This window comes from Streptomyces sp. NPDC060000 (genome assembly GCF_042737375.1).
GTDB lineage: Bacteria > Actinomycetota > Actinomycetes > Streptomycetales > Streptomycetaceae > Streptomyces.
This window is the reverse complement of sequence record NZ_JBHWUU010000001.1, coordinates 207650-233346: the sequence shown is the minus strand read 5'-3', so window position 1 is coordinate 233346 and position 25697 is coordinate 207650. Positions and strand designations below refer to the sequence as shown.

Below are 25697 nucleotides of genomic sequence, written 5' to 3'. Positions count from 1 at the left end.
CCTCATGTCGGGGTCCCTCCGGCCGTGGCCCGCGGCGCGGACTCTCCCGGCGCTTCGTCCAGCAGCAGCTCCTCGATCAGCCGGACGGCCTCCGGTACGGCGTCGGAGACCGGCGCGCTGAGACCGATGCCCTCCTCGACCGAGGCCGGTTCGCATCCGACGACCAGGACGCGGCGTGGTGGCTCGCCACCGGTCCCGGCGCACAGGGTGCCCAGCAGCGCCAGGACGGTGTCCGGGGTCATCCGGTGGCCGTCCAGCGCGGGCGGGCCGGGCGACCGGCTACCGCCGCCGGTCTCGTGTTCGATCACGTACAGCGTGCCGGGGGCTCCGCCGCGCGCCGTGGCGTCCACCAGGACGAGGGTGTCGTAGCCGTCCAGGAGCTGGTAGGCGAGGTGCACTCCGCGCACCCCGATGTCCACGACCTCGGTGTGTCCGGGCAGGTCGCGCTCGGCGAGGCGACGGGCGGTCTCCACGCCGAAGCCGTCGTCCCCGAGGAAGATGTTGCCGATGCCCGCGACGAGCGTCCTCGGAACCGCCGGTGGGGACGGGTTCATGCGTCGTCCTCCAGCGGGGTGACCTCATCGGGCTGGAAGTACAGGAACCGGCCCTGCTCGCGGCGGATGTCGGCGCCCGGGTCGCCCTCGACCGTGACCGCCAGGTGCACACCGCCGTCGACGTCGTGCAGCACGGCCTCGACCCTCGCGGTGCGGCCGCGCAGGAAGATGTCCTGCGCGTCGGTGCGCCGCAGGCCCGGGCGCAGCTCGACGCGGCTGCCCTTGGCCACCGGCCGGCCGTCCACGAGCACCTGATCCCGCGCCGGGTCGAAGCCCGCCTCGCTCGCGGGGTCCCACCAGGGGGTGTCCGGCCGTTGCACCCCGTACTCGTCGGGGAATCCGCCGTCCGGGGCGGTGGGAGCCGGGGCGGTGGGGTCGGGGCCGGTCACCTCGCGCAGGCTGCGCACCGCTCCGTGCAGCCGCTCCAGCACCTCGGCCGGCATCGAGTCCGCCAGCTCGATCACGGCTGCCGCCCGCTCGTCGGTGCCCCGGGCCTCGCGTTTCTCCTCGTCGGTGAGGGCCGCGGTGCGCAGCGCGAGGATCTCGTCGATCTCGGTGGCGTCGTAGAGCGCCCCGGGGCTCTCCGGCGCGATGGCCGGATGGTCCTCCAGGATGATCGGCGAGGACAGCACGAGGTCGGCGCTGCCGGTCTCGCCGGCCAGTACGGGCCAGGTGTGCAGGTTGCGGCAGGCGGCGACGGCGCCCTTCGCCCACTCGGGTGGATCGGTCATCGACAGGAACGATCCGGAGCTGAGGGCCATGAGGAGGTGGGTGGCGACCAGGGAGTGCGGCAGCGCCGCGTCCCGGCCGGCGTCGCGGCCCTCGGACGGTGTCCAGGCACTGGTGTTCTCGACGACGGCGGTCAGCCGCATCGCCCGGTAGGGGCCGTCGAGTTCGCGGGCGGACAGCCGGATCGTCCCGCTGATCTCCTCGCACCGCCGCTGGAGCCGGCCGACGGTGCGGCCGGCCGCGTCCAGGACCGGTGCGGTGTCCTCCCGGGCTGGGCGCCGGAAGGGATGCGTCACTCCGTCGCCGAGGAGCTCGTCCATGGCGGCGACCACCTCTACACGCTCCTCGTTCCCCTCGTCCCAGGGCACCAGCACCCGGTCGTCGAGGCGGAGTTCGGACACGGTCTCGAAGCCGCCGTCCTGGCGGACCCGCTGCACCGTGCGCCGCCGGGCGTGCAGGAAGCGCACCTCGACCGACAGGGTCGCGCCCGCCTTCGGTTCCATCAGGCATTCGGTGTGCTGGAAGTCGTGCTCCTCGCAGTCCGCGCCCCAACGCGGCGGCACCAGGACGCCGAACTGCCAGCGCAGCCGGTTCTTGGCCGCCGAGGCGCGGTACGGGTAGAGCACATAGCCCTCGAAGAGGACGGCGTCGGCCACCTGCCGGGCGAGGGCGAACCGCTGCTCCGTCTCGGAGGCGAACGCGGTCACGGTCACTGATCCGTCCTTCCGGTGCTGCCGGTGAGCGCGCGCAGCGGGTCGCTCCGGGGCAGGTCCACGGCGCCGCCGCCGTCGAGCAGGGACTTGAGGGTCGCCTCCCAGGAGGGCAGCGCGCGCCGGGATCGGTAGGCGAGGAGGGCGTCCATGGTGTCGCGCGGCAGCCGGATCCAGCCGCATCCGGGGAAGTGCTGCTCGACCATCTCCCGCCAGACGGCGACCGGCATCCGGAAGGCCGCCTCCCGGTCCCACGGCACCGGCTCCACCTGGAAACCGGCGTCCCCGGTGAACGCCGTACCGGAGAACAGCATCAGCAGCGGGACCTCGCCTTCGGTGAGGGCGTCGAGGTAGCGGGTCGCCGCGATGTCCATGTCGTAGGTGCAGGGCACGACGAGGTCGGCTTCGGTCTCTCCGGTGAAACCGGGGACCATGAGCGGGACCTGTGCGAACTGCACCGGCTTGAGCGTGCTGCCCCAGCGGGAGCGCTCGCCGAAGAGGTCCGCCAGACCGTCGGCCTCGGCGGACCCGTAGCCGCGGCGGGCGGGTTCGATGCGGATCTGGCAGCGCAGCGCGAGGGCGTGCACGCGGGCGCTGTCGGCGGCGGTGACGCGCAGCCGGAAGACGAGCGTCGGTCCGGCGGCGTAGCGGTCGGCGCGGACGCCGGCGCAGGCGAAGGAGAACTCCGTCACGGCCGCACCGCCCCTTGCACGGGCCGGACACGTCGCGAGACGTCCGCGAAGAACGCGTCCAGAGCGGCGCGGGCCTCGGCCCCGCCGTCGAAGCCCTGCCACAACAGGCGCATCCGGCCGACGAGTTCGTAGCAGATGTCGATCGGTACGAGGTGGCACTCGAAGCGGCCGTCGGTGCGCCGCAGCAGCAGCGCCTCCACGTCGGGCTCGAGCAGTCCGGCGAGACGGCTGCCGCCGAGGACCGCCGTCCAGGTCGCCGGGTCGAGTTCGCTCTCGGTGGCGCCGGCCGGGCTCGGATAGAGGGCGACCAGCCGGTCGAGGGCCGCGTTGCGGAAGAGGAACGCGACGCCGACCGGAATCTGCAAGGCCTCCCACGCGCTCTCGTCGAGGCGGTGTCCGGGGTCGGTGAGGTAGCGGGCCGGGACCGTGCGGAAGCGACCCGCGGCGGCGCCCGGCTGTTCCATCAGCAGCGCGCAGGGCACGCACGCGCAGACCAGGGCGCGTCGGTCGGTGTCGACGAGGTGACGGTGGTCCGCCTGCACCGTCACGGCGCACAGCTCGCACCGTTCGGGCTGCGGAGTTCGCTCGGTGAGGAACCTCCGCAGGCCGGGCGGGCGCGTCGCCGGGGACGCCGTCATCGGGCCCCCGTCGGTGCCGTGCCGATCTGCAGGAGCGTGGGCCCCGCGGGTGTTTTCTGTACGTCGACGGCCCTGACCTCGGGCGCGAAGCAGGCGAGGGCTGCCCGCGCCGCCTCCAGGGCGCTCGCCCCCGAGCCGCAGCCGCAACCGCCGGACTCCTCCCGGGCCCGCAGGGTCAGGGCGCCGCTCGCCTCCTCGAAGTCCACGACGTCCAGGGCGTGTTCGCGGACGCTGTCGAGGGCCCGGGCGATGCGGGTGTCGCGGTCCTCGGGGTGCAGGTCGTGCAGGACCAGGAGGCTCGCGACGAGTTCGTCGCCTAGCAGGGCCGCCACCGGGTCGCCCGGAGCGGCGGACAGCAGGTGCAGGACGCGGGCCAGGCCGGAGCCGTAGAAGTCCATGAGGGTGCGGACGAGTTCCTCGGCCGCCGCCGTTGCGGCCGGGTCCGCGCTCGCGGCCAGCCGGTCCAGCACCTCCTCGACCCGGCGTCCGGTCTGCTCCGCGTCGACGGGCCGCGCCGCCGTGGGGGCGCTCATCCGCCCAGTCCGCTCAGGCCGGTGGGCACGTGCATCGACTTCACCGTCTTGCCTCCGCCGACGTACATGTGGACACCGCAGGGCAGACAGGGGTCGAAGCTGCGGACGGCGCGCATGATGTCGATGCCCTTGAAGTTCTCCGGGGTGTTCTCCTCGAAGATGGGGGTGTTCTGCACGGCGTCCTCGTACGGGCCGGGCGTGCCGAAGGAGTCCCTGGTGCTGGCGTTCCACGGGGTGGGCGGATACGGGTGGTAGTTGGCGATCTTGCCGTCGCGGATCACCATGTGGTGGGAGAGGACACCGCGGACCGCCTCGGTGAAGCCGACGCCGAGACCCTCGTCGGGGACCTCGAACTTCTCCCAGGTCTGGGTGCGTCCGGCGCGGACCTCCTCGAGGCCCTTCTCCGCGAAGTGCAGGGCGACGGCGGCCGCGTACGCCTGGAAGTAGGTGCGCGCGCGGTTGCGCTCCAGCGCGTTGGACCACTTCGGGATCTTCCACTCGAAGCTGGTCTCGGGCTTGGTCATGGTGCGCGGCAGGTTGATGACCACGCTGTGGCCGGTGGCCTTGACGTACCCGATGTCGACGAGCCCGGACAGCGCGGTCGACCACAGGCGGGCGATGGGGCCGCCGCCGGTGTCCAGGGCGAGGTGGTCCTTGCCGTCGAACCAGCGCGGGGACATCACCCAGCTGTACTTGTCGTCGAAGTTCCGCTTCTGCGGGGCGGGGATGGTGTGCTGGTTCCACGGGTGGCGCGGGTCCACCGGGTTGCCGAGCGGGTCGTGGGTGACGAACTGCTCCTGGCCCTGCCAGTCCTCGTAGTAGGAGCTGCCCAGCAGGATGCGGATGCCGAGGTTGATCTCGGTGAGGTCGTTGGTGACCAGTTTGCCGTCGACGACGATGCCGGGCGTGACGAACATCCGCCGGCCCCAGTCCGACATGTTGGCGTAGGTGAAGTCGCAGTACTCGGGGTCGTTGAGCGCGCCCCAGCAGCCGAGCAGGACCCGGCGGCGGCCCACTTCCTCGTAGCCGGGCAGCGCCTCGTAGAAGAAGTCGAACAGGTCGTCGTGCAGGGGCACGACCCGCTTCATGAACTCGACGTAGCGCATCAGGCGGCTGAGGTAGTCCGTGAAGAGCTGCACGGAGGCGATGGTGCCGACGCCGCCCGGGTAGAGCGTGGAGGGGTGCACATGGCGGCCCTCCATCAGGCAGAACATCTCGCGGGTGTAGCGGCTGACCTGGAGCGCCTCACGGTAGAACTCCCCTTCGAGGGGGTTCAGCGAGCGCATGATGTCGGCGATGGTGCGGTAGCCGTGCTCGGCCGCGTGCGGGGCCTCGGTGCGCTCGGCGAGTTCGAGGACCCCGGGGTTGGTCTCCCGGACCATCTTCTCGCAGTAGTCGACCCCCACCAGGTTCTCCTGGAAGATGTTGTGGTCGAACATGTACTCCGCGGACTCACCCAGGTTGATGATCCATTCGGCGAGGTGCGGGGGCTTCACGCCGTACGCCATGTTCTGCGCGTACACCGAGCAGGTGGCGTGGTTGTCACCGCAGATCCCGCAGATGCGGCTGGTGATGAAGTGCGCGTCGCGGGGGTCCTTGCCGCGCATGAAGACGCTGTAGCCGCGGAAGACCGACGAGGTACTGTAGCACTCCGCGACCCGCTTCTGCTTGAAGTCGATCTTCGTGTGGATGCCCAGGCTGCCCACGATCCGGGTGATCGGATCCCAGGCCATCTCCACCAGGCCGCTGCCGTCTCCGGCCGCCTTCGTCCTTGCCATCGTCTTTGCCGTGCCCTTCGTCGCGCGGGGTTGGGGTGTGGGGGGTGCACGAAGCAGAAGCGGGTCACTCGCGGTGAGAGGTCACCAGGGAGGCCGGTAGCCGGTGGTGATCTTCTCTCCGGTACGGCGCCACTTGGGCTCCTTGTCCACCGTCTTCGCCGTGATCGAGCGCAGCTTGCGCACCACGGCGCCGTAGGCCCCGCTGGCGTTGCTCGACACCTTGGCGCCGGGGGGTTCGTCCATGAACGGCATGAACTTGTCGGGGAAGCCCGGCATGGTGCAGGCGATGCAGATGCCGCCGACGTTGGGGCAGCCGCCGATCCCGTTCATCCAGCCGCGCTTGGGCACGTTGCACTTGACGACCGGGCCCCAGCAGCCGAGCTTGACCAGGCACGTCGGCGAGTCGTACGACAGGGCGAACTGACCCTGTTCGTAGTAGCCGGCGCGGTCGCAGCCCTCGTGGACGGTGGCTCCGAACAGCCAGGTGGGGCGCAGTTTGTCGTCCAGCGGGATCATCGGGGCGGCGCCGGACGCCTGGTAGAGCAGATAGGTGAGCGTCTCGGAGAAGTTGTCGGGCTGGATCGGACAGCCGGGGACGCACACGATCGGGATGCCGGCGTGTGACTTCCAGTCCCAGCCGAGGTAGTCCGGCACGCCCATCGCGCCGGTCGGGTTGCCCGCCATGGCGTGGATGCCGCCGTAGGTGGCACAGGTGCCGATGGCGACGACCGCCAGGGCCTTCGGGGCGAGCCGGTCGATCCACTCGCTGGTGGTGATCGGCTGGCCGGTCTCCGGGTTGTCGCCGAAGCCGCACCAGTAGCCCTCGGGCTTGATCGCCTCGTTGGGGATGGAGCCCTCGACGACCAGCACGAACGGGTCGATCTCGCCCCGCTCCCCCTTGAAGAACCACTCGATGAACGTGTCCGAGCCGCCGATCGGACCGCATTCGAAGTCGATGAGCGGCCAGTGGACGGCGATCTTCGGGAGCCCCGGCAGCACACCGAGCACGATCTCCTCGATGCTGGGCTGCATGGCCGCCGTCAACGAGACCGAGTCGCCGTCGCAGCTCAGCCCCGCGTTGATCCAGAGAATGTGGATCGTGGGTGTCTCGTCGGGCGCGCTGTCGGCTTCCGCAGCGCGGACCGTGCCCGGCGTGGCCTCAGTCATGGGACCGCCTCCTGGGGAGGTAAGGGATGAAGGCCTGCATGTCGACCGTCAATGTCTTCGTGATTCTTCGTATCAGCCGATCGGTCGCGATGAGCTGCCGAGCGGGGCCGTTCGGGTGACGCCGGCGGCGGAGGGGACCGGGCCGGTTTCCGCAACCGCGGCCGGGGCGAGGTGCGGCGGGGTGCCCGACGGCCGCTTCTTGTGGACGAAGGAACGTCGCAGTGCGTGATACGGCGCGTCCGGATCGTCGAACGTCCGGCGCATCAGGGCCAGCTCCCGCTCACGGAAGCCGGCCAGCGGCGTCGTGCTCTCCAGCCGGTCCAGCTCCGTCTTCTTCCCGGTGATCCGGACCGCCGTCGCGGGCAGTGCCGCCAGCCGCGCCGCCAGACCGGCGACCTCGCGCGCGAACCCGTCGGGACCGCACTCGAGCACCCGGTCGACGAGCCCCAGCCGCAGCGCGCCCGCCGAGCTCACCGGGAGGGCCTCACGCATGAGCCGGTCGGCCGTCTCGGGGCCCACCCTGCGCGGCAGGGTGTGGGTCCAGTACTCCGAGCCGTGCAGGCCCATCAGACGGTAGTGCGGGTTCAGTACGGCGCCCGAGCGGCACCACACCTCGTCGGCCGCCAGGGCGAGCATCACCCCGCCCGCCGCGGCGTTGCCCGCGACCTGCGAGACCACCAGCCGGTCCGTCGTGGTCAGGACCGCCTCGACCAGATCGTCGATGGCTTCGATGTTCGCCCAGGACTCGGCGGCGGGATCGTCGGCCGCCTCGATGACGTTGAGGTGGATGCCGTTGGAGAAGAAGTCCCGTTCGCCGCCCAGGACCAGCACCGACGTGGGGCGCGCGCACGCCTCCCGGTAGGCGTCCAGCAGCCGTCGGCACTGCTCGGTGCTCATGGCGCCGCCGGGGAAGGAGAAGGCGAGGAAGCCCACGCTCCCGTCCTCCCGGTAGCGGATGTCCGTCCAGGTGTCGTGCCGCGCCCCTGGCGACAGGGGCGCGGGGTGCTCGGGCAGGGGCGGCAGCCGGTCGCCCAGGGCCCGTACGGCGGGCAGTTTGAAGGCGGGCGGCCGATCGACCACGCGCCGGGGCCGCAGTTCCGGGATCCACACGGCGCCGTCCCTGGTGGCCCGGCAGACCGCGCCGGCCCGGGTCGCCAGCAGTTCCCCGGGGCGGCCGCGCAACACGCTCTCGGGGTGACCGCCGTGCAGGTACCACTCGCCGCCGAGCAGCGTGTCCAGCACACCGGGCTGCGAGTCCGCCGCCCTCAGCTTGCGCAGGACGGTCCGAGTGGAGTCCTCGGTCCAGTCGATCCGCCGCACGCCCTGGTCGAGGTACGGACGCGTACGCAGTGGCGCGTCGGCCGTGCCCGCCGAGTCCTGTCGGCGCGGTACGTGGGTCCCCCCGGCGAAGCGCTCCACCGCGAGCAGCACGGCCTCGAGCGCGGCGTCGGCGATCTCACCCCGGTACAGCTCGCTCTTGGACACCCGGGGAAGCCGGCACGGCACGGTGGCCCACACATCGCCGGCGTCCATCTCCGCGTCGGCCTGGAGGACGGTGACGCCCCACTCGTCGACGCCGTCGTGGATCGCCCAGTCCAGGGAGGACGGTCCTCGGTCGCCCACGGGCCCCGGATGGACGACGAGACAGGTGTGCGCCGCCCAGACCTCCTCGGGAATCACCGACTTCAGCATCGGCGCGACGATGAGCTGCGGTGCGTGGCGTCGCACGGCGTCCGGCAGTGAGGTGCCCGGCAGGGCGAGTTCCACCGCCACCCGGTGGCCGCGGTCGCGCAGTTCGGCATGGACGCGCTGGGTCAGGCTGTTGAACGCGCTGGCTACGAGCAGGATGTGCACGGCTGCCTCCGGGCGGACGAACGGCAGGAGGAGTGTCCGCCGCCGCGATCCTCGGCCCCCGCTGCCCGCCGCCTCCGGCGACAGGCGGTCGGATCATCCGAAAGCGGGCACCGATCCGCCGTCCGGCCTCACCGCTCGCCGCTCGCGGAGGCACCGGCTCATGGGCGTCCCGCCCCCGTGCCAGCCGTGATCAGCCGTCGCAGGGGCTCACCGTCGTCGCAGACCGCTCGTGATGCGTTCCCACGGGGAACGGGTGGCACCGAAGTGGGTCTCGTGCGCCCAGATGTGGGTGCACGACCGGCACTGGAGGTGGAGCAGGCTGCCGGCGTTGGAGAGCAGGTAGCGCCAGTGCTCGGAGCAGGTCCGCCCCTGCTCGCAGGTGGCGCAGCCGCGACGGTCGTCACAGTTCGGGCAGGCCACCCAGGCGCGGCGCCCGACGTCGGCCTGCGGGTCAAGCGGCAGCATGGCCACCTCCTCTTCGCGGGAGCACACCGGCCGAGACCAGCTCGTCGTACATGCGCTGCTGCTCCGCGTCGAGGCCGGAGTACAGCAGCTCGTACGCCGCTTCCTCACCGTGCAGGACGGCGACGGGGTCCCAGTCGGGCCCGACAGCGTCCAGGACATGAGCGCGCCTGAGCAGTTCGTGCGAGCCGAGGTCGATGGTGAAGTCGGCCGACGTGCGGGTGCCGGGCCGGTCCGGGGCGGGCCCGCCCGCGGCATCGGGTTCGTCCGGTTCGCCGGGAAAGGCGCGCTCATGGGGGGACATGCGACCGAACGTAGGTAAGCGGTCCTCGCGCAGGCAAGAGCGGGTGGGAGAAGTCACAGCGGCCCTGTGCGCGGCCTGTCCTCGCGGCGGCGCGGAACGCCCTGCTGCGAGCTGTGTTCAGGTCCATGACATCGGCGCCCGTGACCGGCGTAACCTGGGCGCCGTGTCGAGTGAGCGGGCGGAGCCCGGTGCGGCGGACCGGGTCTTCGGCGCCCCGGACTCACGCGCCGCCCCGGACTCACGCGTCCCGGGCCGTACGGTCCCGGGGTCGCCCGTCGGGACCACCCCGGCGTTCCACCGGGACGGTGTCGGCCGGGCGGTCGCCGCCTTCGAGACGCCGGTCGCCGCGTCCGGGCGTCGTGCGGTCGCGGGTCATCCTGCAGGCTTGGGGAAGCCCGGCGCAGAGGTGCTGTACGAGCCGCGGCTCCCGTCACCATGACGCCGGGAGTGCTGTTCCGCGACGCCGAACTGGACGGCCGGACGGTGACGGACATACGCGTCAGGGAAGGAAACGTCGTCGAGATCGGCGGCCGGCTGAGGGCCCGCCGCGGCGAGGACGTGCTCGACGCCCGGGGCGGAGCCCTGCTGCCCGGCCTCTGCGACCACCATGTGCACCTGCACGCCATGGCCGCGGCCGACCGCTCCGTTCACTGCGGCCCGCCGGCGGTGACCACCGCGGAGGAGCTGGCCGACGCCCTCGCGCGCGCGGCCGCCGACGAACAGGGCTGGGTCCGGGGCGTCGGGTACGGCGAGGACGTCGCCGGTCCGCTGGACTGCGGCGCGCTGGACCGCCTGCACGGCGCCCGCCCGGTGCGCGTCCAGCACCGCAGCGGCGCACTGTGGATGGTCAACACCGTGGGGGCCCGGGCCCTGGACCTCGCCCGCGCGGATCATCCGGGGGTCGAACGCGACGGCCGGGGGCGTCCCACCGGCAGACTCTGGCGCGCCGACGACTGGCTCCGCTCCCGCTCCTGCGGGTCCCGGCCGCCCGGCCTGCGGGCGGTCGGCGCCCGGCTCGCCAGCCTGGGCATCACCCACCTCACGGACGCGACCCCGGATCTGAGCGCCACGGCGATCGACGCGATCGGCGAGGCCATGCGCACCGGGGCGCTCCCCCAGCGGGTCCGGTTGCTGGGAGCTCCCCTGGACTGGGCCGCGCCCGGCGGACCGCGTGCACCGACCGCCGGCCCCTACAAGATCGTCCTCGCGGACTCGGGCCTGCCTTGCCTCGACGCCCTGGTGGAACGCGTCCGGGCGGCCCACGGTGCGGGCCGGGCGGTGGCCGTGCACTGTGTGACCCGCGAGGCGCTCGTCCTCCTGATCGCCGCCCTGGACGAGGCCGGTGCACGGGCCGGTGACCGGATCGAGCACGCCTCGCTGGTGCCCGCCGCGCTGATTCCACGTCTGCGGGGCCTCGGTCCGGCCGTCGTGACCCAGCCGGGGTTCATCGCGGACCGCGGTGACGACTATCTGCGCGACGTCCCCGCCGGGGACCACCCGGACCTCTACCGGGTACGGTCCCTGGTCGACGGGGGTGTCCCGGTCGCGCTCTCCAGCGACGCGCCGTACGGGCCGGTCGATCCATGGCTGGTGATCGACGCGGCGGTTCACCGGCGCACCCGGTCCCGGCAGGTCGTCGGCCGGGCGGAACGTCTCACCGCACAGCAGGCGCTGGACGCCTGTCTCGGCCCGCTCGACGCTCCCGGCGGGCCGCCGCGCAGGGTCGCCCGGGGAGCGCCGGCCGACCTCGTCCTGCTGCGCGTGGCACGGGCGGCGGCACTGGAGCGGCCGTCCGCGGACCTCGTGGCCGCGACCCTGGTCGCCGGTGCCGTGGTGTGGTCGCGCTGATCACGGTGTCCCGCGGCGGCCGCGGACCCGCTCCGCGGCAACCAGCCGTGTCACCACTCGTGCACGGTGTCGTCCTCGCCCGCCTCGAGCAGGGTGGCCGCCGCGCCGATGATCCGCGGGTCGGGCCGGCCGACGACCTCCTCGTCCTTGTCCGCGTAGTCGAAGCGGGCCAGGACGCTGCGCATGGCCTCCACGCGAGCGCGCTTCTTGTCGTTGCTCTTCACCACCGTCCACGGGGCGTGTTCGGTGTCCGTCTCGCGGAACATGGCCACCTTGGCGGCGGTGTAGTCGTCCCAGAGGTCGAGGGAGGCCAGGTCCATGGGGCTGAGTTTCCACTGCCGCACGGGGTCGACCTGACGAATCGTGAAACGGGTGCGCTGCTCGCCCTGCGAGACGGAGAACCAGAACTTGACCAGTTCGACCCCGTCGTCCACGAGCATCCGCTCGAACAGGGGTGTCTGGCGCATGAATCGGCGGTACTCGTCGTCGGTGCAGAAGCCCATCACCCGCTCCACACCGGCCCGGTTGTACCAGGAGCGGTCCAGCAGGACGATCTCTCCCGCGGTCGGCAGATGTTCGACGTAGCGCTGGAAGTACCACTGTCCGCGTTCGCGTTCGGTCGGCTTCTCCAGGGCGACCACACGGGCACCACGGGGGTTGAGGTGCTCGGTGAACCGCTTGATGGTGCCGCCCTTGCCGGCGGCGTCCCGGCCCTCGAAGACGATGACGAGCCGGCGCCCGGTCTCCTTGATCCAGCTCTGCAGCTTCAGCAGCTCTATCTGCTGGAGCCGCTTGTACAGGTCGTACTCCCCGCGCTCCATACGCTGGTCGTACGGGTAGTTCTCCCGCCAGGTGTCCACCGAGGTGCCGTCCGGCCGGATCAGCACCGGATCGTCGTGGTCCGTGTAGTCGACGCGCATCCCTGACAGCAGTTGTTCCATCTCGTGATGGAAGCAAGCACGTTCGTACAGGGGGCGAACGGCGCGCGAAGCCCAGGTGTCCGCTACGGCCAGGACCGAGTCGTCGCGCGGGGCCGGTGCTGCCGTAAGAGGCCGGTCCCGCCGTAGGAGGCCGAGGTCACAGGAGGGCAGCGGCCAAGGTCACAGCCGTGCCCTCTGCTGCTGCCCGGGTCATCTGGCCTAGCATCCGGAGCATGAAGGTCCTGCCCGACGACGGGCTTTCGCTGGCCGCCGAGTTCCCCGACGCCGACCTTGAGCAGTGGCAACGCCTCGTGGCGGGTGTGCTGCGCAAGTCGGGCCGGGAGGTCTCGGGCACGGCAGCCGAGGAGGCTCTGTCCACCGCGCTCGAGGACGGGCTTCGTGTCCGGCCCCTGTACACCGCGGACGACCCCGCTCCCGACCCCGGCCTGCCCGGTTTCGCGCCCTTCGTGCGCGGCGGCCGCGCGGAGGGGAACACGGTCGGCGGCTGGGACGTCCGGCAGCAGCACATGACCGACGGCGCGGTCCTCGCGGACCTGGAGAACGGTGTCACGTCGCTGTGGCTGGTCCTCGGTGAGGGCGGCGTGCCGGTCGGCTCACTCGGCCGGGTCCTCGACGGCGTCCATCTCGATCTGGCGCCCGTCGTCCTGGACGCCGGACACGAGGTGGAGCCCGCCGCACGGGAGTTGCTGAAGCTGTACGAGGAGCGGGGCATCGCCCCCGAGGCGGCGCGCGGCAACCTCGGCGCGGACCCGCTGGGCCACGAGGCCCGTACCGGCCGCTCGTACGACTTCGCGCCCGTGGCCGGCCTCGCGCGTAGGTGCGCCGAAGGGTATCCGGGGCTGCGGGCACTGACCGTGGACGCGCTGCCGTATCACGAGGCCGGCGGTTCGGCCGCGCAGGAGCTGGGCTGTTCGATGGCGACCTCGGTGGCCTATCTGCGGGAGCTCACCGAGGCGGGCCTGCCGGTGGAAGTCGCCTGTGCGCAACTGGAGTTCCGGTACGCGGCCACCGCCGACCAGTTCCTGACCGTCGCCAAGCTGCGCGCGGCGCGCCGACTGTGGGCGCGCGTCACGGAGGTGTGCGGGGCGCCTGCCGGGCAGGTGCAGCACGCGGTGACCTCGCCGGTGATGATGGCCCGTCGCGACCCCTGGGTGAACATGCTGCGCACGACCGTCGCGACGCTGGCGGCCGGGGTGGGCGGCGCCGACGCGGTGACCGTGCTGCCCTTCGACCACTCGCTCGGACTCCCGGACGCCTTCGCGCGGCGCATCGCCCGCAACACGTCCACCATCCTCATCGAGGAGTCGCATCTGTCCCGGGTCATCGACCCGGCGGGCGGCTCCTGGTACGTGGAGCGGCTCACCGACGAACTCGCCCGTGCGGGCTGGGAGTTCTTCCAGGGGATCGAGCGGACGGGCGGCCAGGCGGCCGGTCTGCGCTCGGGCCGGATCGGCCGGGACCTGGCGGACACCTGGGAGGCCCGCAGCGCGAAGCTCGCCAAGCGGCGCGAACCCGTCACCGGTGTCAGCGAGTTCCCGAACCTCGCCGAGGGTCCGGTGGAGCGCGCACCCGCGCCCGCACCCCGGTCCGGCGGGCTGCCCCGGGTACGGCGTGACGAGGCGTACGAGAGGCTGCGCGCCCGGTCCGACGCCCATCTCGCGGCAACCGGATCCCGCCCCCGCGTCTATCTGGCCGCCCTGGGTCCCGCCGCCGCGCACACCGCCCGCCTCGGCTTCGCCGCGAACCTGTTCCAGGCCGGCGGCATCGAGCCCGTCACGGAGGGCTCCTTCGCGGAGAGCGGTGCCACCGAGGCCGTCCTCTGCTCCAGCGACGCGCTGTACGAGGAACAGGCGGCGACCCTGGCCCAGGAGCTCAAGGACGCGGGTGCCTCGCACGTGTTCCTCGCGGGCCGCCCGGGACAGTACCCGGGAGTCGACGCGTACGTCTTCGCGGGCTGCGACGCCGTCGCCGTGCTCTGCGCCGCCCTCGACCGCATGGGAGTGTCCTGATGGGAATCCCCGACTTCGCCGGGATCGAACTGGGGACCCCGGCCGCCGACGCCGGCGCCGACGAGTGGCGTACGGCCGTCAAGCAGGCCACCGGCGGTGACGAGCCGCTGTGGGAGACCCCGGAGGGCATCGCGGTCAAGCCGCTGTACACGGGCCGTGACCTGGAGGGCCTGGACTTCCTGGGCACCTACCCGGGCATCGCCCCGTATCTGCGCGGCCCGTACCCGACGATGTACGTCAACCAGCCGTGGACGATCCGCCAGTACGCGGGCTTCTCCACCGCCGAGGAGTCAAACGCCTTCTACCGGCGCAACCTGGCGGCCGGCCAGAAGGGTCTGTCGGTCGCCTTCGACCTGCCCACCCACCGCGGCTACGACAGCGACCACCCGCGCGTGACGGGCGACGTCGGCATGGCGGGCGTGGCCATCGACTCGATCCTCGACATGCGGCAGCTCTTCGACGGCATCCCGCTGGACCGGATGACGGTGTCCATGACGATGAACGGCGCCGTACTGCCGGTGCTGGCGCTCTACATCGTGGCGGCCGAGGAGCAGGGCGTGCCCGCGGAGAAGCTGGCCGGGACCATCCAGAACGACATCCTCAAGGAGTTCATGGTCCGCAACACGTACATCTATCCGCCGAAGCCGTCGATGCGGATCATCTCCGACATCTTCGCCTACACCTCACAGCGGATGCCCCGCTACAACTCCATCTCGATCTCCGGCTACCACATCCAGGAGGCGGGCGCGACGGCCGACCTGGAACTCGCCTACACGCTCGCGGACGGCGTGGAGTACATCAGGGCGGGGCGGGAGGCGGGGCTGGACGTGGACGCTTTCGCGCCCCGGCTGTCGTTCTTCTGGGCGATCGGCATGAACTTCTTCATGGAGATCGCCAAGTTGCGGGCGGCGCGCCTGCTCTGGGCGAAGCTGGTGCGGCAGTTCGACCCGCAGAACGCCAAGTCGCTGTCCCTGCGCACCCATTCGCAGACCTCGGGCTGGTCGCTGACCGCGCAGGACGTGTTCAACAACGTGACCCGTACCTGCGTCGAGGCGATGGCGGCCACGCAGGGCCACACCCAGTCGCTGCACACCAACGCCCTGGACGAGGCGCTCGCGCTGCCCACCGACTTCTCGGCGCGGATCGCCCGCAACACCCAGCTGCTGATCCAGCAGGAATCCGGCACGAACCGGGTGATCGACCCGTGGGGCGGCAGCGCCTACGTCGAGAAGCTGACGTACGACCTCGCCCGCCGGGCCTGGCAGCACATCCAGGAGGTCGAGGCGGCGGGCGGCATGGCCAAGGCGATCGACGCCGGCATCCCCAAGCTGCGCATCGAGGAGGCGGCGGCCCGCACCCAGGCCCGTATCGACTCCGGGCGCCAGCCGGTGATCGGCGTCAACAAGTACCGCGTCGAGACCGACGAACAGATCGACGTGCGATCGGTCGACAACTCCTCGGTACGGGCCCAGCAGATCGCCAAGCTGCGGCGGCTGCGCGCGGAACGCGACGAGCGGGCCTGTCAGGACGCGCTCGACGACCTGACGCGGGCGGCCGGCGGCGAGGGCAACCTGCTGGAGCTGGCCGTGCGCGCCGCTCGTGCGAAGGCCACCGTCGGGGAGATCTCCGACGCTTTGGAGAAGGTGTACGGGCGCCACGCGGGCCAGATCCGTACCATCTCCGGCGTGTACCGCAACGAAGCCGGCGAGTCCCCGTCCGTGGCACGCACCCGCACCCTGGTGGACGCCTTCGAGGAGGCCGAGGGCCGCCGCCCGCGCATCCTGGTCGCCAAGATGGGCCAGGACGGGCACGACCGCGGCCAGAAGGTGATCGCCACCGCCTTCGCCGACCTCGGCTTCGACGTGGACGTCGGTCCGCTGTTCCAGACGCCGGCCGAGGTGGCCCGTCAGGCCGTGGAGGCGGACGTGCACATCGTCGGCGTCTCGTCGCTGGCCGCCGGACACCTCACCCTGGTGCCGGCGCTGCGGGAGCAGCTCACCGAGGAGGGACGCGAGGACATCATGATCGTGGTCGGCGGGGTGATCCCCCCGCAGGACGTGCCCCTCCTGCTGGAGATGGGCGCGGCTGCCGTCTTCCCGCCCGGGACGGTGATCCCGGACGCGGCGTACGACCTGGTCGAACGGCTGTCGGCCGACCTCGGACACGATCTGTAAGCCCCATGGCCATCGACCTCGACACGTATGTCAAGGGTGTACTCGACGGCAGGCGGGCCCTGGTGGCCCGGGCGGTCACGCTGGTCGAGTCCACCCGGCCCGATCACCGCGCGCTGGCGCAGGGGCTGCTGACCGAGCTGCTCCCGCACAGCGGGAAGGCCCGGCGGATCGGTGTCAGCGGAGTGCCGGGGGTGGGCAAGTCGACGTTCATCGACGCGTTCGGCACCATGCTCACCGCGCTGGGACACCGGGTCGCGGTGCTCGCCGTCGACCCGTCCTCCACCCGGACCGGCGGCTCGATCCTGGGCGACAAGACGCGGATGGAACGCCTGGCCGTGGACCCGGCGGCCTTCGTCCGCCCGTCCCCGACCTCGGGCACGCTGGGCGGGGTGGCCAAGGCGACGCGCGAGTCGATCGTGGTGATGGAGGCCGCGGGCTACGACGTGGTCCTGGTGGAGACGGTCGGCGTCGGCCAGTCGGAGACCGCGGTCGCCAACATGGTCGACTCCTTCCTGCTGCTCACCCTGGCCCGCACCGGTGACCAGCTCCAGGGCATCAAGAAGGGCGTCCTGGAACTGGCCGACGTGATCGCCGTCAACAAGGCGGACGGTCCGCACGAGCGCGACGCCCGCGGCGCGGCGCGGGAACTGGCGGGCGCCCTGCGGCTCATGCACGGCAGGGACGCCGTCTGGACCCCGCCGGTCCTCAGCTGCAGTGCCCGCGAGTCGGCCGGCCTGGACACCGTCTGGGACCGCCTCGAACAGCACCGCACCCTGCTCGACTCCACCGGCGGGCTCGCCGCCAAGCGCCGCGAGCAGCAGGTCGACTGGACCTGGGCGATGGTCCGCGACGAACTCCTCGGCCGGCTGCACTCCGCCCCGTCGGTACGGGCCCTCGCGCCCGTACTCGAACAACAGGTGCGGGACGGCGAGTTGACGGCCACACTGGCTGCGGAGCGCATCCTGAAGGTGTTCGGCACGGAGGGAGGCCGAGAGCCGGCACCGGAACAGCGTGCCCGCCCGGCGGGGTCGGAGTGATCGATCGCCGGGCATCGAGCGACGAGCGCTGAGCGGCGACCGCTGAGCATCGAGCGCTGAGCGGCCGGTCCTGGGCAGTCGGCGACCGGCCGGGCGGGCGGCGACGCTCCTGCTCAGCGGGACTGGCGCCGTCGCGTCCGGGATCAAAGGATCTTCGCGACAGCGTTGCTCTTCCGACCGTATTGTGACGTAATCGAATCTCAGGAACGGATCTTGGCGGTGCCCCTGCCGCGCCGGGAGGAGCGGCTGGCATGCATGGGTATGCGACGGACAACGACGAGGTCACGGCGGCGCCGGGCGGGTTGCTCGACCTCCTGAAGGTCGCCGCCGTGGTCCTGGACGCGCGCGGGCACATCGCGCTGTGGAGCCCCGAGATCGAACAGCTGCTCGGCTACTCCGCGGCGGAGGCCCTCCGGCAGCGCGCGGACACCCTTCTGGTCGCGCCCGGGAACCGGGCGCGGGGCCGGGAGCTGTTCGCCCAGGTCGCTTCGGGGGACCGGTGGGCCGGTGTGTTCCCGCTGCGTCACCGGGACGGTACGGAGCGCGCCGTGGAGTTCCGCACGATGCGGCTGCTCGACGACGAGGGACAGCCCCACCTGCTGGGGCTCGCGACGGACGCGACGACGGTGCGGAGCGTGGAACGGGACCTGGCCCTCTCCCACGGTCTCGTCAACCAGACCCCGGTCGGCATCGCCGTCTTCGACAACGAGCTTCGCTGGGTGGGCGTCAACCCGGCGCTCGAGCGCATGAACGGCGTGCCCGAGGCGGCCGTGGTGGGCCGCCGGGTGGGTGAGGTGCTCCCCGACCTGGACGTACCGGCCATCGAGGCCCGTATGCGGCACGTCCTGGCGACCGGCCGGCCGCTGCTCGACCAGCAGACCATCGGGCGTACGGCGGCGGACGTCGAGGAGCGCGCGTACTCCGAGTCGTACCACCGCATCGAGGACACGAACGGCCGGGTGCTCGGCCTCGCGATGGCCGTCCTGGACGTCACCGAGCGCCAGCAGGCCGCGGCCGAGGTCGCCCAGGCCCGTCAGCGCCTGTCGGTGATCGCGGAGGCCGGGGTACGGATCGGCACCACGCTGGACCTGCGCCAGACCGCGCGGGAACTGACCGACGTGACCGTCCCGCACGTGGCCGATCTGGCGGCCGTCGACATCCTCGAGTCCGTCGTGGCCCACGGCACCATCACGCCCGTCACGGGCCATGCCCCGGCCGAGTTCCGGGCGCTGGCCGTCGCGGCCGGCTACCCCACCGACGCCATCCACGCCGCCGACCCGGTCGGCGAACTGGCCGTCTACAGTTCGTCGCGGATCATCACCCGGTGCGTACGCAGCGCCCGGCCGGTCCTCGTCGGGCGCGTGGACGGGCGCATGATGCGGCGCATCGCCCGGGACGCGAGCGCCGCCCAGACCCTGCACGAGGCGGGTGTCCACTCCTACCTGGCACTGCCGCTGATGGCCCGGGGCAAGGTGCTCGGGACGCTCAGCCTGTACCGCACGGTCAACGAGCGCCCCTTCGACGAGCAGGACCGGGTGCTCGCCTCGGAGCTCGCCGCGCGCGCCGCGATCTGCATCGACAACGCCCGCCTCTACGGACGCGAACGCGCGACCGCCCTGACACTCCAGCGCAGCCTGTTGCCGTCCGCGCCCGCTCAGCGGGAGGGGCTGGACATCGCCGCCCGCTACCGCCCGGCCCTGAGCGAGGTCGGCGGTGACTGGTACGACGTGCTGCCGCTGGGACCGCAGCGCACCGGGCTCGTCGTGGGGGACGTGATGGGCAAGGGCGTCCAGGCCGCCGCGATCATGGGGCAGTTGAGCAGTGCCACGCGCGCGCTGGCCCGCCTCGACTTGCCGCCGGCCGAGCTGATGCGGCACCTCGACGACATCGCCGGCTCGCTCGGCGACGCGATCGCCACCTGCGTCTACGCCGTGTGCGACCTGCGTCGCGGTATCTGCACCCTGTCCAGCGCCGGCCATCTGCCGCCGGTCCTGACCGGGGAAGACGGCACCACCCGACTCGTCGACATCCCCGGCGGTGTACCGCTCGGGGTGGGCGGGCTGGGCGGAGTGGACTTCGGCACCACGGAGCTGGAGCTCACCCCGGGGTCGTTGCTCACCCTCTACACCGACGGACTGGTCGAGAACCGTGAGGAACCGATCGACACGGGCCTCGCCACCCTGACCCGGTTCCTGCAGGGTACGAGCGGCCGCTCCCTGGAGGAGACCGGTGACGCGCTCCTCAGCGCCCTGCGCCCGGAGCCCGACGACGACGTCGCGCTCCTGCTGGCCCGCACCCACCCGGCCGGCTGAGGGCATCGGCCGTGCACACGGCGGACGGGCCGGCCCACCCCGGCCGCCCTCCGGCTCAGGCCCCGGACGGCGCACCGGCACGTGGGGCCGCGGCCGGGGCGCGAGCGGCCCGCCGTATCCGACCCGCCGTATCCGGCGCGCTGCTTGAGTATCCGTACTCAGGCGCGGTCCCGCCCCGCGGCACGAAACTGGGGCTCCGAACGCCCTCACCGGAGGTTCCCACGTGTTCAGTCGTGCCGTCCTCGCCCTGACACCGTTCTTCGGGCGCCTCACCGTCACCAGTGAGATCAAGCTGCGTCTGCCCGCGGGGACCATCTTCGTGGCCAACCACGACTCCATGGCCGACCCCGCCGTCGTCATGACGGCGCTGCGGCGGCTGGACCTGGAGCCGGTGGTGATGGCGACCGCGGGGCTGTGGCGCATACCGCTGCTCGGCAGAGCGCTGAGCCGCGAAGGACACATCCCGGTCCACCGCCGTACGGCGCACGCGGCGCTCGCTCTGGACGCCGCAGCCGAGGCGCTGGCGGGCGGCCGGCATGTACTGCTGTACGGCGAGGGCCGGCTGCCGCGCCGCAGGGACGCGGCAACCGCCGCGCCCGAGGCGTTCCGCACGGGGCTCGCCCGCCTGGCGCAGGCGACCGGCGCGCTGGTGGTGCCGGTGGGTCATGCGGGCGCCCGGCGGATCGCCTCGGGGTCGGCCGCCAAGCAGCTGGCGGGCGCGTTGACGGCGCCGGTCCGGCGTCCGCACTGCCATGTCCACCTCGGCGCCCCCTTGCGGCTCCCCGCGGAGACGGAACGCGGCACGGCGGCCGCCCGCCTCGCCGTCACCACGGCCTGGCGAACAGCGGCCCGCGCGGTGGGCGAACACCCGAGGTAGCGACGGGCACCCGCCCGAGGCAACGGCGGGCGCACGACCCCACCGCGGCTGCCCGAGCCGGCCGCGGCGCGCACGCGTGTGTGCGCCGCGACGTCACCGGACCCGGACAACGGCGCGCCGTGCGCGAAGAGCGGAAGCAGCCCGGGCGGACACCCGGGCGACCCCGCTGCGCACACGCGTGTGCGCAGCGGCCCATACCGCGGCGTGGGCACCCGCCCGGGGCAGCCACGGGCTGACGGCCGAAGTGGCCACGGGCGCACACGCCGGACGGCTCCACAGGGGACACCTGAGCCGGCCAAGGGCGCACGGCGCACACGCGTGTGCGCAGCGGCCGTCACCGCAGCGTGGACCGGCGGCCGGTGCCGTGGGCGAAGACCCGAGGGGCGAGCGAACAACCGAGGGGCGCGCACGCGCCCGCAGCCGCCGTCATCCCACCGCCGACGGCGGTGCCGTGCTCTGGCGGAGCACCAGCCGGGTCGGTACGAGCGTCGTGCCGTGTTCCGAGCCGTCCGGGCGCATCTTGCGCAGTACGGCCTGGACGCAGAGCCGGCCGACCTCGGCGAAGTCCTGGTGCAGGGTCGTGAGCGGAGGCAGGAAGGAGCCCGCCTCGGGGATGTCGTCGAAACCGATGACGCTGACGTCCTCGGGCACCCGGCGCCCGCGCTCGTGCAGGGCGCGCAGCAGGCCCAGGGCCATCTGGTCGTTGGCGGCGAAGACTGCGGTGCAGTCCTCGCGGGCGGCCAGCTCGAGGCCGGCCAGGTAGCCGGACTCCGCCGACCAGTCGCCCCGGACGAGGGGCGGCGCGGTACGGCCCGCCTCGGTGAGGGCCGCCCGCCAGGCGTCCGCGCGGCGCTGCGCCGCGAACGAGCCCTCGGGGCCGCCCAGGTGCCACACGGTCCGGTGGCCCAGGTCGAGGAGGTGCTGGACGGCGGTCATGGTGCCGCCGGCCTGGTCGGTGTCCACGACGGTGTAGTGGTCACCGGCGTCGGAGTCCACCACGACGACCTGGACGTGCGGCGGCAGTTTCACGGTCGCCGCGTCCAGCAGATGGACCTCCATGATGACGATCACCGCGTCGACGGCCAGTTCCTCCAGCCGGGAGAACGCGCCGCGCACCTCGTCGGTGGTGGGCACGGCCACCGGGAGCAGTGTCACCGCGTAGCCTTCCTCGGCCGCCGAGGTCGCGATCGCCTCCAGGGTGCGCACGTTGCCGGTGGTGGACAGCGTGAACGTGATGACGCCGATCGTGCGGAACTCGCCGCGCTTGAGGGCGCGGGCGGCGCTGTTGGGCCGGTAGCCGAGTTCCGCCATGGCTTCGAGGACCTGCTGCCGGGTCTCCTCGTTCACACCCGCGTAACCGTTGGAGACGCGGGAGACGGTCTGCGACGACACCCCGGCGAGCCTCGCGACGTCCGCCATGGAGGCGGTGGTCCGGGCGCGTCTCGGCACGTTGGCCGGTGTTCTTCCAGCCATGTCCACTCGGTGTGCCCACCTCTCTGTCGGCGCAGGTGCCACGGTCTCCCCGGAGGACCCTTGACCATCGTTATCGGGGCAGTGTAGACATGCCGCCATCAGATGTTTACGTAAACATAACAGCTTGCCAAGCCTCTTGCGTGGCTGATGTTTACGTAAACATCATGGTGGCGGTGGGCGTACGGAAATCTCCGCGCAACACTGCCGGGCTCCAGGACTGGACGAGCGAGGAACGACATGACGACGCTGCAACCGCCGGTGGCCGCCGAGCCGCGGCCGGCCCCTCCTCCGGCGCGACGGGACCGCCGTTCCTGGACGGGATGGGGTTTCATCGGTCCCTTCGTGGCGGTGTTCGCGCTGGTGTTCCTGGCGCCGATCGCGTACTCGATCTACCTGAGCCTCTTCCGGGACCAGCTGATCGGCGGCAACCAGTTCGTCGGGCTCGACAACTACACGCGGGCCCTGCAGGACGACGCGTTCTGGTCGGCAGTCGGCCGGGTGGCACTCTTCCTGGCGATCCAGGTGCCGATCATGCTGGGCATCGCCCTGCTGGTGGCGCTGGCACTGGACAGCGGCCGGCTCTACGGCAAGAGCTTCTTCCGGATCACGATCTTCCTGCCGTACGCCGTGCCCGCCGTGGTCGCCACCCTGATGTGGGGCTTCATGTACGGCACCAAGTACGGCCTGGTGGGCGACATCAACTCCGCGTTCGGTGTCACCCTGCCCGACCTGCTCTCCCCCGGCTGGGTGCTCGCCTCCATCGGCAACATCGTGACCTGGGAGTTCGTCGGGTACAACATGCTGATCTTCTACTCGGCGCTGCGGGTCGTCCCGACCTCGCTGTACGAGGCGGCGGAGATCGACGGTGCCGGTCAGTGGCGGATCATCAGCTCGATCAAACTGCCCGCGATCCGGGGCGCGCTCGTCATCGCGACGATCTTCTCGATCATCGGCAGCTTCCAGCTCTTCAACGAGCCGAGCATCCTGCGTCCGCTGGCGCTGAACTCCATCACCACGGACTTCACGCCGAACTTCTACACGTACTCGCTGTCCTTCAACGGCCAGCAGCACAACTACTCCGCGACGGTGGCCATCATCATGGGCGTCATCACGATGATCGTCGCCTACGCCGTCCAGCTGCGCGGCATGCGCAAGGGAGCGTGACCCCGATGAGCACCTCTGTCACCGCCTCCCCCGCGAAGAGCACCGCTCCCAGACTGCGGACCCCTCGCAAGAAGCACACCCCGGGCAAGCCGAAGCGCAATGTGCTGCTGACGGTGCTGATGGCCCTGATGGTCCTCTACACCGTGGTGCCGCTGATCTGGCTGGTCATCAACGCCACGAAGACCCAGTCGGGCCTGGCCGACTCCAACGGCCTGTGGTTCGCCCACGACTTCGCCCTGTGGGACAACATCCGGACCACCTTCACCTACCACGACGGCATCTTCGGCCGCTGGTTGCTGAACACCCTGCTGTACGTGGTCCTCGGTGCGGGCGGCGCGACGCTGCTGGCCGTGCTGGGCGGGTACGCACTGGCGAAGTTCCAGTTCCCCGGCAAGCGTGCGATCTTCGCCGTGGTGATCGGCGCGGTCGCCGTGCCGGCTACCGCGCTGGCCGTGCCGACCTTCCTGATGTTCAGCAAGATGGGGCTGACCGACACCCCGTGGGCGGTGATCATCCCGTCGCTCGTGTCGCCGTTCGGTCTCTATCTGATGTGGGTGTTCGCCGCGGAGGCGATCCCGACCGAGCTGCTGGAGGCGGCCCGGATGGACGGGGCGACCGAGGCGCGCATCTTCTTCCGGGTCGCGCTGCCGCTGCTGGCCCCAGGGATCGTGACCGTGCTGCTGTTCACCACGGTCGCCACCTGGAACAACTACTTCCTCCCGCTGATCATGCTGAAGGACCCGGACTGGTACCCGCTGACGCTGGGTCTGAGCGCCTGGAGCTCCCAGGCACAGACCATCGGTGGCGACGTGATCTTCAACCTGGTGATCACGGGGTCCCTGCTCACCATCCTTCCGCTGATCGCCGCCTTCCTGTTCCTCCAGAAGTACTGGCAGTCCGGCCTCGCCGCCGGAAGTGTCAAGGAGTGACGTGGGCCGCGCCCCCAAGCCCCACATTTGAGCAGTACCGGCACCACCTCCACCCTCACCTGTCCCACCCACGAAGAAGTGGAAGCAGCCCCATGCGCAGAACAACGAGCCGCATCCTGCGCGGCATAGCCCTCGTCTCCACCCTCGCCCTGGGCGTCACCGCCTGCGGCGGCTCGGACGACGACTCCGACACGAAGGCCGTCTCCGCCGGCGACATCCAGGCCGCCCTGGACAAGGGCGGCGACATCACGGTCTGGGCCTGGGAGCCCACTCTGAAGACGGTGGCCGCCGACTTCCAGAAGAAGTACCCGAAGGTCAAGATCAACCTGGTCGGCGAGCGCTCCGGCGACAAGCACTACACCGCGCTGTCCAACGCGATCTCGGCCGGCAAGGGCGTCCCGGACGTCGCCCAGGTCGAGTACTTCGCGCTCGGCCAGTACTCCCTGACCAAGGGCCTGAGCGACCTGGCCCCGTACGGCGCCTCCAAGCTCGCCTCGAAGTACACGCCGGGTCCGTGGAACGCGGTCAGCGACGGTGACAAGGTCTACGGCCTGCCGATGGACTCGGGCCCGATGGCGCTGTTCTACAACAAGAAGGTCTTCGACAAGTACAAGATCACCGTCCCGACCACCTGGGACGAGTACCTGGAAGCGGCCCGCAAGCTCCACAAGGCCGACCCGAAGGCCTACATCGCCAACGACCTCGGTGACCCGGGCTTCACCACCTCCCTGCTGTGGCAGGCCGGTTCGCGCCCCTACAAGGTCGACGGCACCAAGGTCGCCATCAACTTCGACGACGCGGGCGCCAAGAAGTTCGAGACGGTCTGGCAGAAGCTGATCGACGAGAAGCTGCTCGCCCCGGTCAACGGCTGGACCGACGACTGGTACAAGGGTCTGGGCGACGGCACCATCGCCACCCTGGCCACCGGCGCATGGATGCCCGCCAACTTCGTCAGCGGCGTCCCGAACGCCAAGGGCCAGTGGCGCGCGGCGGCGATGCCGGCCTGGACCGCGGGAGACAAGGCGAGCGCGGAGAACGGCGGCAGCTCGCTGGCGGTCCCGGCGCTGGCCAAGAACAAGGAACTCGCCTACGCCTTCACCGAGTACGCCAACGCCGGTGACGGCGTCGCCTCCCGGATCAGCGAGGGTGCCTTCCCCGCCACCAAGGCGGAGCTGGAGTCGGCCGCTTTCCAGAGCAAGAAGTTCGACTACTTCGGCGGCCAGGAAGCGAACAAGATCTTCGCCGAGTCCGCCGCGAACGTCGCGAGCGACTGGTCGTACCTCCCGTTCCAGCCGTACGCCAACTCGATCTTCAACGACACCGTCGGCAAGGCCTACGTCTCCGGCACCAAGCTGGCGGACGGTCTGAAGGCCTGGCAGGACGCCTCGATCAAGTACGGCGGGGAGCAGGGCTTCACCATCGAGAACTAGCCGGTACGCAGTAATCGGTACCCAGTAGTCGGTACCCAGTGATCGCTACGCAGTAAAACGCCGGGCGGCGCGGCGTCCGGGC

General features: G+C 71.6%; 21 protein-coding genes. 9 read left to right on the top strand and 12 right to left on the bottom strand.

Annotated features, from left to right (window positions below; translation table 11 throughout):
* Window positions 1-2: 2 nt before the first annotated feature.
* From ACFWBB_RS00960 to ACFWBB_RS00915, 10 genes are all read right to left on the bottom strand, one after another.
* The gene (locus tag ACFWBB_RS00960) at window positions 3-554 is read right to left on the bottom strand and encodes a hydrogenase maturation protease (RefSeq protein WP_385265089.1); all 552 of its coding nucleotides are present in this window, start codon (window positions 552-554) and stop codon (window positions 3-5) included.
* The gene (locus ACFWBB_RS00955; protein WP_385265086.1) at window positions 551-1996 is read right to left on the bottom strand and encodes a hypothetical protein; all 1446 of its coding nucleotides are present in this window, start codon (window positions 1994-1996) and stop codon (window positions 551-553) included. Before ACFWBB_RS00955 ends, ACFWBB_RS00960 begins: the two co-directional genes overlap by 4 nt.
* Window positions 1993-2685, bottom strand: a complete 693-nt coding sequence (locus tag ACFWBB_RS00950) for a DUF6084 family protein (protein WP_385265083.1) — start codon at window positions 2683-2685, stop codon at window positions 1993-1995. The genes ACFWBB_RS00955 and ACFWBB_RS00950 overlap by 4 nt, the downstream gene beginning before the upstream one ends.
* Window positions 2682-3323, bottom strand: a complete 642-nt coding sequence (locus ACFWBB_RS00945; protein ID WP_385265080.1) for a DUF5947 family protein — start codon at window positions 3321-3323, stop codon at window positions 2682-2684. The genes ACFWBB_RS00950 and ACFWBB_RS00945 overlap by 4 nt, the downstream gene beginning before the upstream one ends.
* Entirely contained in the window at window positions 3320-3856 is a 537-nt protein-coding gene (locus ACFWBB_RS00940) for a hypothetical protein (protein ID WP_385265077.1), read from the bottom strand. The genes ACFWBB_RS00945 and ACFWBB_RS00940 overlap by 4 nt, the downstream gene beginning before the upstream one ends.
* On the bottom strand, window positions 3853-5634 hold the full coding sequence (locus ACFWBB_RS00935) for a nickel-dependent hydrogenase large subunit (RefSeq protein WP_385265074.1): 1782 nt from the start codon (window positions 5632-5634) through the stop codon (window positions 3853-3855). Before ACFWBB_RS00935 ends, ACFWBB_RS00940 begins: the two co-directional genes overlap by 4 nt.
* An 81-nt stretch (window positions 5635-5715) precedes the next feature.
* Window positions 5716-6801 (bottom strand): hydrogenase expression protein HypE, encoded by a 1086-nt coding sequence (locus ACFWBB_RS00930; protein WP_385265073.1) that lies wholly within the window; start codon window positions 6799-6801, stop codon window positions 5716-5718.
* Window positions 6802-6873: 72 nt separating this feature from the next.
* Window positions 6874-8655, bottom strand: a complete 1782-nt coding sequence (locus ACFWBB_RS00925) for a hydrogenase maturation protein (protein ID WP_385265070.1) — start codon at window positions 8653-8655, stop codon at window positions 6874-6876.
* A gap of 207 nt (window positions 8656-8862) precedes the next feature.
* The gene (locus ACFWBB_RS00920; protein WP_385265067.1) at window positions 8863-9120 is read right to left on the bottom strand and encodes a hypothetical protein; all 258 of its coding nucleotides are present in this window, start codon (window positions 9118-9120) and stop codon (window positions 8863-8865) included.
* Entirely contained in the window at window positions 9107-9421 is a 315-nt protein-coding gene (locus ACFWBB_RS00915; protein ID WP_385265064.1) for a DUF6400 family protein, read from the bottom strand. The genes ACFWBB_RS00920 and ACFWBB_RS00915 overlap by 14 nt, the downstream gene beginning before the upstream one ends.
* Window positions 9422-9856: 435 nt before the next feature.
* Here ACFWBB_RS00915 and ACFWBB_RS00910 point away from each other — a divergent pair, with 435 nt between their 5' ends.
* Window positions 9857-11269, top strand: a complete 1413-nt coding sequence (locus ACFWBB_RS00910; protein WP_385265061.1) for an amidohydrolase family protein — start codon at window positions 9857-9859, stop codon at window positions 11267-11269.
* A 50-nt stretch (window positions 11270-11319) separates the two neighbouring features.
* Here the strand turns inward: ACFWBB_RS00910 and ppk2 are convergent, their stop codons facing one another.
* Window positions 11320-12210, bottom strand: a complete 891-nt coding sequence (gene ppk2 / locus ACFWBB_RS00905; RefSeq protein WP_385265058.1) for a polyphosphate kinase 2 — start codon at window positions 12208-12210, stop codon at window positions 11320-11322.
* Window positions 12211-12422: 212 nt separating this feature from the next.
* Between ppk2 and ACFWBB_RS00900 the strand changes: the two genes are divergently transcribed.
* The 5 genes from ACFWBB_RS00900 to ACFWBB_RS00880 all read left to right on the top strand — a co-directional run bounded on the left by ACFWBB_RS00900 (window position 12423) and on the right by ACFWBB_RS00880 (window position 20619).
* The gene (locus ACFWBB_RS00900) at window positions 12423-14219 is read left to right on the top strand and encodes a methylmalonyl-CoA mutase family protein (protein ID WP_385265055.1); all 1797 of its coding nucleotides are present in this window, start codon (window positions 12423-12425) and stop codon (window positions 14217-14219) included.
* Window positions 14219-16393, top strand: a complete 2175-nt coding sequence (gene scpA, locus ACFWBB_RS00895) for a methylmalonyl-CoA mutase (protein WP_385265052.1) — start codon at window positions 14219-14221, stop codon at window positions 16391-16393. The genes ACFWBB_RS00900 and scpA overlap by 1 nt, the downstream gene beginning before the upstream one ends.
* A gap of 5 nt (window positions 16394-16398) precedes the next feature.
* Complete coding sequence (meaB, locus tag ACFWBB_RS00890; RefSeq protein WP_385265049.1) at window positions 16399-17430, top strand: methylmalonyl Co-A mutase-associated GTPase MeaB; 1032 nt, start codon at window positions 16399-16401, stop codon at window positions 17428-17430.
* Window positions 17431-17681: 251 nt separating this feature from the next.
* The gene (locus tag ACFWBB_RS00885) at window positions 17682-19742 is read left to right on the top strand and encodes a SpoIIE family protein phosphatase (protein WP_385265046.1); all 2061 of its coding nucleotides are present in this window, start codon (window positions 17682-17684) and stop codon (window positions 19740-19742) included.
* Between the two features lie 223 nt (window positions 19743-19965).
* The gene (locus tag ACFWBB_RS00880; RefSeq protein ID WP_385265044.1) at window positions 19966-20619 is read left to right on the top strand and encodes a lysophospholipid acyltransferase family protein; all 654 of its coding nucleotides are present in this window, start codon (window positions 19966-19968) and stop codon (window positions 20617-20619) included.
* Between the two features lie 426 nt (window positions 20620-21045).
* Here the strand turns inward: ACFWBB_RS00880 and ACFWBB_RS00875 are convergent, their stop codons facing one another.
* Window positions 21046-22092 (bottom strand): LacI family DNA-binding transcriptional regulator, encoded by a 1047-nt coding sequence (locus ACFWBB_RS00875; RefSeq protein WP_385265041.1) that lies wholly within the window; start codon window positions 22090-22092, stop codon window positions 21046-21048.
* Window positions 22093-22329: 237 nt separating this feature from the next.
* Between ACFWBB_RS00875 and ACFWBB_RS00870 the strand changes: the two genes are divergently transcribed.
* From ACFWBB_RS00870 to ACFWBB_RS00860, 3 genes are all read left to right on the top strand, one after another.
* A complete protein-coding gene (locus ACFWBB_RS00870) occupies window positions 22330-23256 on the top strand; it encodes a carbohydrate ABC transporter permease (RefSeq protein WP_385265036.1) in 927 nt (308 codons plus the stop codon).
* 5 nt (window positions 23257-23261) lie between these two features.
* Entirely contained in the window at window positions 23262-24185 is a 924-nt protein-coding gene (locus tag ACFWBB_RS00865; protein ID WP_385265033.1) for a carbohydrate ABC transporter permease, read from the top strand.
* A 92-nt stretch (window positions 24186-24277) separates the two neighbouring features.
* Window positions 24278-25615, top strand: coding sequence for an ABC transporter substrate-binding protein (locus ACFWBB_RS00860; RefSeq protein WP_385265030.1), 1338 nt, complete (start codon window positions 24278-24280; stop codon window positions 25613-25615).
* The last annotated feature ends 82 nt before the right edge of the window (window positions 25616-25697 follow it).

What these genes read in the sequence shown, in the direction of transcription:
- scpA (WP_385265052.1), top strand. Translation starts at nt 14,219, where the DNA reads ATGGGAATCCCCGACTTCGCCGGGATCGAACTGGGGACCCCGGCCGCC.
- ACFWBB_RS00900 (WP_385265055.1), top strand. Translation starts at nt 12,423, where the DNA reads ATGAAGGTCCTGCCCGACGACGGGCTTTCGCTGGCCGCCGAGTTCCCC.
- ACFWBB_RS00940 (WP_385265077.1), bottom strand. Translation starts at nt 3,856, where the DNA reads ATGAGCGCCCCCACGGCGGCGCGGCCCGTCGACGCGGAGCAGACCGGA.
- ACFWBB_RS00910 (WP_385265061.1), top strand. Translation starts at nt 9,857, where the DNA reads ATGACGCCGGGAGTGCTGTTCCGCGACGCCGAACTGGACGGCCGGACG.
- ACFWBB_RS00865 (WP_385265033.1), top strand. Translation starts at nt 23,262, where the DNA reads ATGAGCACCTCTGTCACCGCCTCCCCCGCGAAGAGCACCGCTCCCAGA.
- ACFWBB_RS00930 (WP_385265073.1), bottom strand. Translation starts at nt 6,801, where the DNA reads ATGACTGAGGCCACGCCGGGCACGGTCCGCGCTGCGGAAGCCGACAGC.
- ACFWBB_RS00870 (WP_385265036.1), top strand. Translation starts at nt 22,330, where the DNA reads ATGACGACGCTGCAACCGCCGGTGGCCGCCGAGCCGCGGCCGGCCCCT.
- ACFWBB_RS00945 (WP_385265080.1), bottom strand. Translation starts at nt 3,323, where the DNA reads ATGACGGCGTCCCCGGCGACGCGCCCGCCCGGCCTGCGGAGGTTCCTC.
- ACFWBB_RS00860 (WP_385265030.1), top strand. Translation starts at nt 24,278, where the DNA reads ATGCGCAGAACAACGAGCCGCATCCTGCGCGGCATAGCCCTCGTCTCC.
- ACFWBB_RS00960 (WP_385265089.1), bottom strand. Translation starts at nt 554, where the DNA reads ATGAACCCGTCCCCACCGGCGGTTCCGAGGACGCTCGTCGCGGGCATC.
- ACFWBB_RS00935 (WP_385265074.1), bottom strand. Translation starts at nt 5,634, where the DNA reads ATGGCAAGGACGAAGGCGGCCGGAGACGGCAGCGGCCTGGTGGAGATG.
- ACFWBB_RS00920 (WP_385265067.1), bottom strand. Translation starts at nt 9,120, where the DNA reads ATGCTGCCGCTTGACCCGCAGGCCGACGTCGGGCGCCGCGCCTGGGTG.
- ppk2 (WP_385265058.1), bottom strand. Translation starts at nt 12,210, where the DNA reads ATGGAACAACTGCTGTCAGGGATGCGCGTCGACTACACGGACCACGAC.
- ACFWBB_RS00885 (WP_385265046.1), top strand. Translation starts at nt 17,682, where the DNA reads ATGCATGGGTATGCGACGGACAACGACGAGGTCACGGCGGCGCCGGGC.
- ACFWBB_RS00875 (WP_385265041.1), bottom strand. Translation starts at nt 22,092, where the DNA reads ATGGCTGGAAGAACACCGGCCAACGTGCCGAGACGCGCCCGGACCACC.
- ACFWBB_RS00915 (WP_385265064.1), bottom strand. Translation starts at nt 9,421, where the DNA reads ATGTCCCCCCATGAGCGCGCCTTTCCCGGCGAACCGGACGAACCCGAT.
- meaB (WP_385265049.1), top strand. Translation starts at nt 16,399, where the DNA reads ATGGCCATCGACCTCGACACGTATGTCAAGGGTGTACTCGACGGCAGG.